Origin of the sequence: Actinomyces respiraculi (genome assembly GCF_014595995.2) — a bacterium.
Classification (GTDB): Bacteria; Actinomycetota; Actinomycetes; order Actinomycetales; family Actinomycetaceae; genus Actinomyces; species Actinomyces respiraculi.
In genome coordinates, this window is record NZ_CP063989.1 from 1,956,452 (window position 1) to 1,968,568 (window position 12,117).

General features: G+C 71.2%; 10 protein-coding genes. 1 reads left to right on the forward strand and 9 read right to left on the reverse strand.

The genetic code is table 11. The features are described 5' to 3' along the window. Position 1: 1 nt before the first annotated feature. The 5 genes from ID810_RS08145 to ID810_RS08165 all read right to left on the reverse strand — a co-directional run bounded on the left by ID810_RS08145 (position 2) and on the right by ID810_RS08165 (position 6,468). Positions 2-1,240 carry an ABC transporter permease gene (locus ID810_RS08145; protein WP_166856801.1) on the reverse strand — a complete coding sequence of 413 codons (1,239 nt, stop codon included), beginning with the start codon at positions 1,238-1,240 and terminating at the stop codon, positions 2-4. 5 nt (positions 1,241-1,245) lie between these two features. Beyond that, on the reverse strand, positions 1,246-2,538 hold the full coding sequence (locus ID810_RS08150; RefSeq protein ID WP_166856799.1) for an ABC transporter permease: 1,293 nt from the start codon (positions 2,536-2,538) through the stop codon (positions 1,246-1,248). Next, positions 2,538-3,809, reverse strand: a complete 1,272-nt coding sequence (locus ID810_RS08155; protein ID WP_166856797.1) for a DUF2318 domain-containing protein — start codon at positions 3,807-3,809, stop codon at positions 2,538-2,540. The genes ID810_RS08150 and ID810_RS08155 overlap by 1 nt, the downstream gene beginning before the upstream one ends. 185 nt (positions 3,810-3,994) lie before the next feature. Further along, positions 3,995-4,657, reverse strand: a complete 663-nt coding sequence (locus ID810_RS08160; RefSeq protein WP_166856795.1) for an iron transporter — start codon at positions 4,655-4,657, stop codon at positions 3,995-3,997. A gap of 53 nt (positions 4,658-4,710) precedes the next feature. After that, the gene (locus tag ID810_RS08165) at positions 4,711-6,468 is read right to left on the reverse strand and encodes an FTR1 family iron permease (protein WP_243856623.1); all 1,758 of its coding nucleotides are present in this window, start codon (positions 6,466-6,468) and stop codon (positions 4,711-4,713) included. Between the two features lie 173 nt (positions 6,469-6,641). Here ID810_RS08165 and ID810_RS08170 point away from each other — a divergent pair, with 173 nt between their 5' ends. Further along, entirely contained in the window at positions 6,642-7,637 is a 996-nt protein-coding gene (locus ID810_RS08170) for an FAD:protein FMN transferase (protein ID WP_166856793.1), read from the forward strand. A 20-nt stretch (positions 7,638-7,657) separates the two neighbouring features. On the opposite strand, the gene ID810_RS08175 is transcribed toward ID810_RS08170, so the two are convergent. The 4 genes from ID810_RS08175 to ID810_RS08190 form a co-directional block, all read right to left on the reverse strand. Beyond that, positions 7,658-9,232 (reverse strand): ABC-2 family transporter permease, encoded by a 1,575-nt coding sequence (locus tag ID810_RS08175; RefSeq protein ID WP_166856791.1) that lies wholly within the window; start codon positions 9,230-9,232, stop codon positions 7,658-7,660. Beyond that, positions 9,229-9,984: an ABC transporter ATP-binding protein gene (locus tag ID810_RS08180; protein WP_166856789.1), complete on the reverse strand. Its 756-nt coding sequence runs from the start codon at positions 9,982-9,984 to the stop codon at positions 9,229-9,231. Before ID810_RS08180 ends, ID810_RS08175 begins: the two co-directional genes overlap by 4 nt. Before the next feature lie 105 nt (positions 9,985-10,089). After that, a complete protein-coding gene (locus ID810_RS08185; RefSeq protein WP_166856786.1) occupies positions 10,090-10,884 on the reverse strand; it encodes a response regulator transcription factor in 795 nt (264 codons plus the stop codon). After that, a complete protein-coding gene (locus tag ID810_RS08190) occupies positions 10,877-12,070 on the reverse strand; it encodes a sensor histidine kinase (RefSeq protein ID WP_243856621.1) in 1,194 nt (397 codons plus the stop codon). Before ID810_RS08190 ends, ID810_RS08185 begins: the two co-directional genes overlap by 8 nt. Positions 12,071-12,117 lie beyond the last annotated feature (47 nt).

The window sequence follows — 12,117 nt, forward strand, 5'->3', positions numbered from 1 at the left end:
CTCATTCCTCCCTGAGGACGACGGCGGGGTCGATGCGGGTGGCGCGGCGCACCGGTGAGCTCGCCGCGATGACGGCGACGGCGGCGGACAGGGCCAGCGAGCACAGGGCCAGCCACCAGGAGAAGGCGATGGGGCGCTCGAAGACGCCGGCGCCCACCGCCCAGGCCATGGCGTACCCGACGGCGGTGCCCAGCAGGCCGCCGATGAGCCCCATGACAGCGGCCTCGGTGTAGAACTCGGCACCGATGGAGAAGGCGGAGGCCCCCAGGGCCTTGCGCAGACCGATCTCCTTCTTGCGCTCGGAGACGATGACGGTCATCGTCGTGGACACGCCGACGAGGGTCAGGGCCAGGACGACGACGGCCACCACCCAGAACAGGGTGTTGAGCATGGCGATGATGCGCATGTTGCCGCTGGTGATCTTGGAGATCTCCTGGGCGCGCAGACCGGTGCCGTCCTGGGCGGTCAGGCCGGCGTCGTTGAGGTCCTGCACGGCCCGGGCGGCGGAAACGGTGGTGGTGTCCACGGACAGCTCGACGACGTCGTAGCCGGCGCCGACGGTGCCGGTGAGGTCCTCCAGGGCCGCCAGCGGCGCGTAGATGATGTCGTCCTCGCGCCCGCCGGTGTCGACGGTGCCCGCCACGCGCCAACGGCGCTCACCCTGGGCCTGGGAGGCGCCGTCGGAAGAGACGACAGAGCCAAGCGTGAGGTTGTCGGTGGACAGGTACTCGACGTTGACCATGTCCCCGATGCCCAGGCCCGTGGCGCTGGCGACGTCGGTGCCAATGAGGACCTCCCCGTCGCCGGGCCAGGCGCCGTCGACCTCCCAGTGGCCGTTGAGCGCACGGGTGGCCTCGACGTCGATCCCGCCCATGAGGTAGGCGCTCTTGTTGACCCGGACGGTCTCATAACGGTAGGCGGCGCTGCGCACGTCCCCCGAGGAGGCCTGCGCCACGGAGCCAAGGACGTCCTGGGCGGCCTGGAGCGAGGTCTCATCCAGGCGCGCGCCCTGGGTCGCCTCGGCCGTGGGGCTCGTGTCCGCGACGGGCACGAGGATGACGTTGGCGCCGTACTGGCGCATCTCCTCGCTCATCTGCGCAGGCACGGCCAGGCAGACGGCGGCGAGGCAGAACAGGGTGGCGGCGCCGACGGCGGAGGAGCCGATGGCGGCGGCGGCACGCCCCCGACGGCGCATGAGGGCACCCAGGAGCATGGCGAGGAACATGCGGCCGTTGCTCATCTGGCTCACCTCCGGTGCAGGGCCGTCGCCGGCTGGATCCTGAGGATCGAGCGCATCGACGAGGAGGTCGCGACGAGCAGGACGAGGGCGACGAGCAGAACGACAAGGACGTAAACCATGGGGCGCATCGTGATGGAGGAGTCGAAGACGATCCTGCCGATGAGCTGGGCGAGGCCGGAGCCGACCAGGGCGCCCACGGCCGTGCCGATGACGCCGATAACGGCGGTCTCGGACAGGATGAGCCGGTTGATCGAGGCGCTGGAGGCGCCAACGGCCTTGAGCAGCGCGAACTCACTCGTGCGCTCCACGAGGGAGGCGGTGGTGAGGGAGGCGACGGCGAGGGCGGCGGCAAGCAGTGACAGGGCGGTCATGAGGATCATGAGGACCTGCGTCTTCTCCAGGACGCTGCCCTCGACGGCGGCAACCTGGCGGACCTGCTTGGCGACGACGCCGGGGATGGACTCCTCGATCTGGTAGGTGATGGAGGAGGCGTAGGCGGTGCAGTACCAGGTCTCCCACTCGTAGTTGGAGACGATGGCGGGGTTCTGCGAGACCTTGCGCGACAGGTCGTTCTCGGGGGTGGTCAGGGCCTTGACCTCGACCTGCTCGACCTGGCCGACGTGGCCGGTGAGCTCCTGGACGACGGCCAGCGGCGCGTACAGGGTGGCGTCGTCGTCATCACCGGAGGTGTACACGCCGGTGACGGTCAGCCGACGCTCGCCCAGCGGCGTGGTCAGGGTGATGACGTCGCCGGTGCGCACACCAACCTGCTGGGCCAGGGCGGAGCCGACGACGGCCTCGTCGGCCTCGTCGTCGGGCCACCGACCCTCAAGGGACCACCAGGAGCGCAAGGTGGTGACGCCGGCGACGACCGTTTCCCCCGTGGGCAGCTCGAGCTTCTTGTTGAACCAGGTGCCGACGACGACCAGATCCTCGGAGGAGGTGCCGGTCGAGGCGGCGACGTCGGCCTGGCCGGTGAGGCGGGCGGCGAAGTCGACGATGTTGTAGGCCCAGAAGATCGTCTTGATGGTGGGCACCGAGGCCTCGTCGATGAAGGCGGTGGCCTGGGGCTCGTCCTCGGTCTCGTACAGGTCGGCGACGACGGCGTCCGCCTTGGGCTGGACGACGATGTTGGAGCCGTAGGCGGTGAGCTCGGCGTTGAGCTTGTCGCCGACGTCGAAGACGACACCGAGCATGGCGACGCTGATCGCAGCGCTCAACGCCACGGTCAGGCCGATGAGGGAGCGGCGGCGCAGCTGGCGGGTGAAGGAGCGGTGCAGCAGGCGCGCAAGGAACATCAGGCGAACACCTCGGCACTGGCCTCCAGGACCTCGGTGGGGATGAGCATGGTGCCGTCCTCGACCGTGTACTCAATGGGGATCGGGTTGCAGCCGCCCTTGAAGCCGACGGTGGCGGGATTGATGGCGACGTCGCAGCGTTTGCAGATGACCTTGCCGTCGGACTCGTAGTAGCCGGAGGGGCCGCAGGACTCGCAGGCGTCGAGCCCGACGCCGTAGGCCCCACCGTTCTTGAGTAGGGCGATCCACCGCACCTGGGTGCCGTTGGTGGCCTCGTAGGAGAAGCGGTGCAGGTGGCCGTCGGCCAGCAGGCTGGTGGGGATGAGGGCGCCGGAGGCGGCGAGCTCGTAGGGCTCCGGCTCGGACAGGGTGGGGACCTCGTTGAGCTTGGCGACGGCGACGGTGCGGGTGAGCACGAGGAGGGTGAAGGCGCCCGCGGAGGCCAGGACCCAGCGCCGTGAGCGGCGCCGCTCGGCCCTGACGGCGCGCAGGCGGGCGGGGTTGGCCTGCGCGGGGGCGCGGCCCAGGGCGCGGGCGAGCTCAACAGCCAGGGGCACGAGCCAGATGGCGGCGGCGGTCAGCAGGATGGCGCCCTCGAAGTTGTTGGCGGCCCAGGACAGGAGCCTGAAGCCGGTGCCGGTGATGCGGATGCGCTGGGTGCCGTTGAGCACGCGCAACAGCTGCAGCAGGTGCACGGCGGTGACGACGGTGAGGAAGACGGCCAGGCTGGCCCGGGTCAGGACCACGGGGGCGCGGCGCGCGGCGCGGTAGTACAGGAAGGACAGGATGGCGACACAGGCCCAGGCACCGACGAAGCCGAGCACGCGCAGCAGCATGGTGGAGGAGACAACCTCCTCGCCCGGCTCGATGAAGGCGGCGAGCTGGAGGACGACCTCCGGGACGGCGCGGAAGAAGGCGGCGGCCAGGGCGGTGCAGGCGGCCACCTGGGCGACGGCGCCAAGGCGACCCTCGGCCCCCCAGCGGGGACGGCGCGCCAGAAGCAGGACACTGGTGAGCAGGGCGGCGTCGGCCAGGACGCACACGATGAGGGTGGGCACGGTGACGCCGGTGCGGTCGTGGATGATGGCCAGCGCACGCAGGGCGGCGAAGATGATGCCTCCGGCGGTGCCGACCAGGGCGCCGGCCAGGCGCCAGCGCGAGCTGCGAGGCCAACCCTCAATGAGGGCGGGGGCGAGGATGACGGCGGCGGCCGCGTAGAGCAGGAAGGGCAGAGTCGCTCCCCCGACGACGGAGACGAATCGCTCGAGCACGTCTGGTCACACTTCCTTGTTGTCGGTTCTGCGGGCGGGCCCCCCGGGTGGGGGCGAGCCGCCGGCGCCGTGACGCTCCAGGCCGGGTCGGCCGGGGTCACGGCGCCAGTGAATCAGACGGCCGCCGTAGGGGTGGGCACATACCCCTCTCGCACGGGCGGCCGCTGAGGTGGTCTGAGGTGGTCTCACCACTCCTGGACGGTGTACTCCCAGTTCTCCCAGGTCAGTTCGGTGGCCTCCCAGAAGCGGCCGGTGACACCGGTCTCAGGGTCGACGTGCAGGACCCAGCCGGCCTCCTCCGGGGAGGAGACGCCGATGATGATGTTGTAGGTGCCGTCCTCGGGCAGGGCGATGTTGGCGCCGTAGTGGGGGCCGTCGGACGCATTCATCTGCATGAAGGTGCCCTCCGCGGCGCCGTTGTTGGCGACCTGGCCGGAGGCGGCGTCAACGATCTTGTAGGTGACGGTCAGACCGGGGATGAAGGAGCCCTCGGGGTAGCCGAGCGTGTTGCTGGCCAGGGCGGAGATGTCAGCCTCGATGTGGAAGTTGGACTGGGAGGCGGCCAGGCCGGAGGAGCCGGCGGGCTCCATGTCGACCGGCTGGAAGTAGACGAGGGCGACGTTGATCTGCGGGGTGCCACCGGAGGAGATCTCCTGGTCCTCGCCGATGGGGTACTCGGTGAAGGCGGCCTCGCCGTCGTCCATTGCCTCGCCGTCGGCCATCTGGCCCTCGGCCATGGTGGAGTCGGAGGCGGGGGCGTTGTCCTGGGAGGAGCCGCAGGCGGCCAGGCCCAGGGTGCCGACCAGGGTGAGGGCTGCGAGAGAGGAGACGAGCGTGAGGGAACGCATGGGATGATCCTTTACGTGGTGTGGTGGATGGTTGGTACGGTTGGTGGTTGGGCTCAGGCGTCCTTGGCGGCACGGTCAGCACGGTCGGCACGGCGGTGACGCATGACCGAGACGAGGGACAGGACCAGGACGACGGCGACCATGACGACCTGGAAGCCGATGGTCTCGACGTAGGGATAGAAGCCGAGGACGTCGTAGGTGGGCACGCCTTCGAGGTAGGTGGCGGGGATGATGTCGCCCTCGAGGAGCGAGTGGGCACCGCCGCCTGCGAAGACGATGACGAGCAGTGCCATGAGGAAGGACGTGACGGCGAAGAAGGGCCGCAGGGGGATCTTGACGCTCGTGTAGCGGATGAGCAGGAAGATGACGAGCAGGACGGCCACGGCGGTGGCGAACCCCTGCCAGATGCTGGCGCCGGCGGTGGGGTCGATGCCGAACAGCGCCTGGTAGAACAGGACGGTCTCGGCCCCTTCGCGGAAGACGGCGAGGAAGGACAGGGACACCAGGCCCCAGAACCCGCCCGCGGAGACGGAGGCCTCGGTCTTGTCCTTGATGTAACGGTTCCACGAGGCCACCGAGGACTTCGAGAGCATCCAGTTCGAGGTGAACAGGAGCATGAGCATCGCGATGATCGCGACCACGCCCTCCAGGGCCTCCTGGTAGGCGGAGGCGGAGCTGAACAGGGCGGAGAACAGGGCGGCGACGACGCCGGAGGCGATGAGGGCCAGGGCCACGCCGAGGTAGACGTACCTCACCCGGTTCCTCATCCCCGCCTGGACGAGGTAGGCGATGACGGCGGCCACGACGAGGAGGGCCTCGAGCCCCTCGCGGATGAGGATGAGGAAGGCCTGGCCGAAGGTGCCGGTGAGGAAGGCCGTGAGGGGGCTGATGTCCTCGGCGGCGCCGCCGTCGAGCATCCGGGCGTCCTCAAGGAGGTAGCCCTTGAGGGTCTCGGCGTGCTGGGTGGCCGCCTCGGCGTCGCCGGCGATCATGGCCTTGCGGGTGTTCTTGAAGGTGGACTCCACGAGTGAGACCCGGTCCCCGGAGATCGTCATGACCTTCTTCTCGAAGCCGAGCTTCTCGTAGTAGCCGTAGTAGGCCTCGTTGACGAGCTCGGCCCCGGCACTGCCGTTGCCCGCAAGGGTCTCGGCCAGGCCCTGGTCGATGAGCTCGTTCATCTCGGTGGCGATCTCAACCCAGGTGTGCTCGCCTCGCCCGGACGTGTCCGCGGTGGAGCTGGCGTCGATGGCGGCGCGCTCCTCGGCGATCCGCGTGGCCAGGGCCTGGGCGTAGTCCCGAGGGCCGGCCAGACCTTCGGTGGCGTCGAGTGCGGTGGCGGCCTCGGTGAGTGAAGCGACGAGGTCGGCCACGCCGGTGGCCAGTGCTTCGTCGTTGCCTGCGGAGTGGGCGGAAGAACTCAGGGAGGTGAAGGCCTCTGTGTACGGCTTGGAGGCGTCGGCGCCGAGGGTGTCGGTGACGACGTTGCGCATGTTGGAGGCGATATAGCCCGAGTTCTGCGCCTTGAGAACGGCAGCGGCGGCACCCGGGTAGTCGCCGGCTGCGTACTCCTCGATCGCGGTGTCGAGCTCGTCGGAGATGCGCTCGACGACCTGGGTCCAGGTGTCGACGTCGGTGTCGGCCTCGGCAGCGGCAGCCGTGGGGCGCGGGCCAAGCGGGCTGAGCACACTCAGGAGCAGCATGAGGGCGGCGAGGAGGACGACGGCGGCCCTGCTCACCTGTCCACTGGGCGTGCGGGAGCGCGAGCCGACGAGGGCCTGGGGCTGGGAGGGCATGTGGCTGGTGTTCCTCACGCGCGTCTGTCTGGGGATGGCGGGACAGGTGGATAGGTAAGCCTGGCCTGCGTGAATCACCTTAGGGTCACCATTTCGCCGTCGTCAAAATACGGCTCACACAAGGCGGACACGCTGTCATGAAGTCTCGTTCCGACGGCGATCGTCGGCGCGCACCGGGGCATGCTGGTCATATGCGCCCCTCCCCCGACCCACTGCCCCGGCCGGACGCGCGCCCCTGGACACAGGTGTGGCGAACGCCCGCCACCGGCACCACCTGGCGGGTGCTCACCCACGAGCCACTGCCCCCTGCGCTACGCGAAGAGCTTGTCGCGCTCATCGACGCCTACGAGGAGGTCTTCTCCCGCTTCAGGCCCGGCTCCCTCGTGAGTCGGGCCGCGGCGGGCCGGAGCGACACCGGGCCGATCACCCTCGACCTGCCGGCGGGCTCCGCCCGGATGCTCGACCTCTACGACCGGCTTCACGCGGCCACCGCCGGACGCCTGGACCCGCTCGTGGGCTCCGACCTCGTGGCCCTGGGCTACGACGAGTCCTGCACCTTCGTCGTGCAGGACGGCGCACTCGCACGCCTGGGCGCTGCGGGGGGACGTCCCGTGTGGGGCCGCGATGCCCACCACGACGGCGACCGGCTCACGCTTGAGCGACCGGCACTCATGGACGTGGGCGCTGTCGGTAAGGGAGCCCTCGTCGACCTCGTGGGACAGGCGCTTGAGGCGGCCGGGGTGGAGCAGTACGTGGTCGATGGCTCGGGGGACCTGCTCGTGCGCTCCGAGCAGCCCGTGCGCCTGGGTCTGGAGGAGCCGAGAGCGGCCGGGGACCACCCCACCGCCACCCCGCGCGTCAGCGGCGTCATTGGTGTCGTCGAGCTCAGGCGCGGAGCGCTATGCGCCTCGGGCAGCTACCGGCGGACCTGGGGACCGGGCCTGCACCACCTGCTCGACGCCGTCACCGGGCTGCCGGTCGGCGGCGAGCGCGTGCCGGTGGCGACCTGGGCTATCGCCGAGGACGCCGCCACCGCGGACGGCCTGGCCACCGCCCTGTTCCTCACGGAGCCCGCCGTGCTGGCCGCCGCGGGCTTCCGTTACGACTTCGCCCTGCTGCGCGGCGACGGCACGGCCGCCGTCTCGCGGGGCTTGACGGCGCTGCCCGGCGAGCTCTTCACAGCCTGAGCCGTCAGCCGACGACCCTCTCAGGTCCCGGCCCGCAGCGCCGCGCTGCGTCCGCCCAGGACACAGGCCCCCAGCCCAGCGGCCGCAAGCAGGGCGCTCAGACCCGTCACCAGCACCCACCTGCCGGGAGCAGTGGAGACGACCTGCCCCCAGCCCCACGGGGCGGCGGGCCACAGAGCCTCTGACAGCACCTCGGTGCCTGCGATGACGAGGCTCGTGAGCAGCCCGAAGACGGCGACGGCGACGGAGGTGGCCAGGCCGGCGAGCTGATTGACGGCGTAGGCGGCCGCGGTGCTCATGAGTAGGACCCAGGGGGCTACGAGCAGCATGTGTGCAGGTGCCAGGCCTGAGACCGCCGCGGCACTCCCTCCGGCGGCCACCCAGGAGACCGTGGCGACCGCACTGAGGAAGACGGTCGTGAGCCCCAGGGTCACGGCATCGAGCACACCAACCCGCTCACGCAGCAGCAGACCGCGGCGGGCGCCGGACTGTGCGCTCCAAGCGGTCATGCCGGCGACCGTCGCCGAGACGGGCAGGCACACAAGACCCAGCACGCTCAGGGCGGTGCCGGATCCGTACAGGGCATTGACAAGGCTGATGAACGCGACCATGAGCACGGCCAGCAGGCTCCACACGCCCCAGGGCAGGACGAGCAGGAGCGCCCGCAGTGGCCGCCGGCGCCCACTGAGGCGGGGTGAAGCCGGCAGGGCGGCAAACACAGGCCTGGATGTGCTCACGCCATGGCCCTGACGCCGCGGCTGGATCTGGCCCGCCTTCGCCAGGCGCCTGATGCGTCCACGGCCGCCCAGTGACCGCTCGGGCACCGCCACGAGCAGCGCCAGGGCAGCGGCGAACAGGCCGGTCAGGAGCACGGCCGACGGCCACCACGGCCAGTGCCACACGGGCGAGCCCGGTTCGAGGGGGACGGAGTTGCCGTGCACGCCCAGCAGCGGCAGGCTGCCGCGCATGAGCCAGGTCCACGGCCGCAACTGCCAGCCCGCGCTTTCGGCACCCACGGCGCCGGCGACGCAGCACACGAAAGCCACCGCGGGGGCCAGGCCGACTCCGACGCCTCCCAGGAGCCTGCAGGCGAGCGCACCCAGCAGGGCGGCACCGCCCGTGCCCACCCACATGAGCAGACCGAAGGGCAGGTAGCGTCCGGCTGGACCCAGGCCCTGCCCCAGGAGCAGACCGTGGGCGACGACGGGCAGAAGCAGCACCACCTGGGCCGCGAGCGCGGCGAGGACGAGCACTGCGGCGCGGGCGAGGGTGGAGCGCGCGGCGGGCACGGGCCGCCAGGCGGTGCCGCCGTAGCGCCAGCGCTGCTCACGCCACTCGGCCATGGCCCCGGTGAGCGCCCCGATGGGTAGGGCGACAGCAGCCGGGTAGAAGGACAGCCAGGCGAGGATGTTGCCGTCCCACTGGCCGCCGTCGTCATACAGGCCGTTGAGGCGAGCAGCCTGAGCGAGGACGAGGCAGTAGACGGCCATGGCCAGGCTCACGGCAAGTGAGCCCCAGGTGAAGGTCCGGTGGGAGCGCAGCAGCTCGGCGCGCAGGAGCCGGGCGCGGCGGGTTGTGGCGGCTGCGGTGCTCATCGCTGCACCCCTGCCCCGGTGACCAGTGCCAGGTAGGCGTTCTCGAGGCCGACGCCGTCGTCGGGGTCGGCCAGGCCCTGCAGGGGGCCCTCGTAGGCCAGTCGTCCGCGGTTCAGGACACCGACGTCGTCGGCCATGCGAGCCATCTCGCCCAGCTGGTGGCTGGAGACGACGACGGTGCGCCCGGAGTGCGCCAGGGATCGCAGGAGGTCGCGCAGTTCGATGACGCCTTGCGGGTCGAGCCCGTTCTGGGGCTCGTCCAGGATGAGGACCTCTGGGTCGGTCAGCAGCGCCATGGCCAGGGCGAGGCGCACCTTCATGCCGGTGGAGAAGGAGCCTGCGCGCGTGCGGCCGGCATCGCCGAGCCCGACCCGCCTCAGCAGTGGGTCGATAACGTCCAGGTCGGTACCGGTCAGGTGGGCGTGGACGGCGAGGTTGCGGTGGGCGCTGAGCCTGGGGAAGAAGGAGGGGCCGTTGATGGAGGCGCCGATATGCGCCAGGCAGCTGCGGTCGAAGGGCCGGCCGAGGATCGCTACGCTGCCAACCTCGGGCCGCATGAGCCCCAGCGCGATGGACAGGGTGGTGGACTTTCCGGCGCCGTTGGGTCCCAAGAGGGCGTAGACGCGTCCGGGCCAGGCGGTGAGGTCGAGACTGTCAAGGACCCGCTTGCGGCGAAAGGACTTCGTCAGGCCTTCCAGGTGCAGGCCGGGGACCTCAGGTGCGGGGGCGGTGGTGGGTGTCGTGGTGCTCATAGCATGAGGGTCCGCGCCCCGTGGGGGTCGGCGGATCCTCCCGAGGGTCACCGTCCGGACGATTCCACGCCCGCCCTCTCCCCCCTGGGGAGGAGGGGCCCGTGCTCAGTGAGGCAGCGCGTTGTCGGGTGCCGGTGCGACCATGCCGTGGCGGTAGGCGTGGACGATGAGCTCAACCCGGTTGGTGCAGCCGGTCTTGCCCAGCAGGGACCGCACGTGGGTCTTGACGGTGGACTCGGCCAGGTGCAGGCGCTCGCCGACGGCGGTGTTGGACAGTCCTTCACACACGAGGGCCAGGACCTCCTCCTCGCGCAGGGTCAAGGGCTCGGCCAGGGCCCGGGTGCCCGCGGCGGCCACGGTATCCGCAGCGGCATCGGCGGGCGCAGGGCCCAGGTCTCGCCCCGAGGCGGTGACGGCCCCTGTGGCGGCCGAGTCCTGCGCTCCGCCCTGACCCAGCTGGGCCAGCACCGTGCCGGTGACCGCCGGGTCCAGCCAGGAACCACCGGCGGCGACGGCGCGCACCGCCTCAAGCAGCACCTGCGGCGAGGTGTCCTTGAGCAGGTAACCGTCGGCACCGGCCCGCAGTGCCTCCAGGACGAGCTCCTCGTCGTCGAAGGTGGTGAGCACTAGCACCCGGGTGGTGGCCAGCTCCGGGTCGGCGCGCAGGACCCGGATGGCGCTCGCCCCGTCCAGGACGGGCATGCGCAGGTCCATGAGGACACAATCGGCGGCGCCGTCCGGGGCCACTGACCGCAGCACCGTGAGCGCAGCCGCGCCGTCGTCGGCACTGCCCACCACCTCGATGTCCGGTTGGGCCGCCAGCAGCATCTCGAAGGAGATACGCACAAGCTCCTGGTCGTCGACGACGACCACGCGAACCGGCAGGCGGGTGTCAGTCATGGTGCTCCTTCCTGCGGATGGTGACGGGGACGGTGACGTCGAGGACGAAGCGCGCGCCCTCGGGTCCGGGCACGACGTCGGCACTCAGTACACCGCCCACAAGCCTGACCCGCTCGGCCAGACCGTTGAGGCCACTGCCGGGCTCCGCGGGCCCGGCTGGTGCCGGCAGGCCATTGACGATGGTGAGCCGGCAGGCGCCGTCGGCCTCCCACACGCGGAAGGCGGCCTGTCCATTGCCGTGGCGCAGGGCGTTGGTCAGCGCCTCCTGGGCGCAGCGCAGCACCGCCAGGCGCTGGTGGACGCCCCAGCCCTGCCCCAGCGCGGACAGGGCGGCAGCCGCGGGCAAGTCCGCCTCGACCTCCAGTCCGGCGGCCCGCACGGCGGCCAGCGCCTCGTGAACGGCACCGAGGTCCGCCGGGGCGAGCGCACCCTCACCCGGAGCCCTGAGCACGCGCACGAGCTCACGCACCTCCTCAAGGGAGGCGGCCGCCGTCCGCTCGACGTCGACCAGCGCGGCGCGGTGGGTGCCCGGGTCATCGAGGGCCAGGGCCGTGCCCGCACGGACCTTGACGGCGGTCAGCGAGTGGCCGATGACGTCGTGGAGCTCGCGGGCCAGGCGCAGCCGCTCCTCGTCCACGGCCCGTCGGCGCACGGCTTGACGCTCGTAAGCCCTGGCCTGGGCCGCCTGGCGGCGCCTGAGGGCGTCAACGGTAACGAGCACGACGGCGAGCAGGCACACCGTGGCGCTCAGAGTGCAGGAGACGAGCAGGTCCACGGTGGCGGAGGCGAGCGTCTGCTCGGTGAGGCGGTGACGACCCAGCAGCATCATGTTGACCGGGTTGACGAGGCAGCCGAGTAGCGCTGCAGCCACCGCCCCACGGCCCCAGCGCGGGTCGGGGTCCCAGCGCAGGCAGGCGTGCAGCGTCGTCAGGGCGGTCAGGGCCAGCGGCGAGATTCCCAGCGACACCGGTGAGAGGAAGGTGAGCACCGCATAGGCGGCCAGGCCCGCCGCGGTGACGAGGGCACTGGCCCGCAGGCGGGCACGGCGCCAGGGCTGGGCGGCGGCGATGACCCATCCGATGAGGAGGTCGGCGACGTAGACGGCATGGAGGCCGAAGCGGCTGAGGAAGCTGAGGGAGACGGAGGCCACGAGCAGGCAGGCGGCTGCCAGGAGCACATCCGCCACAGGCAGTGAGTGCCGAGCGTCCCGGGCTCCGAGGAGCCGGGCCCCAG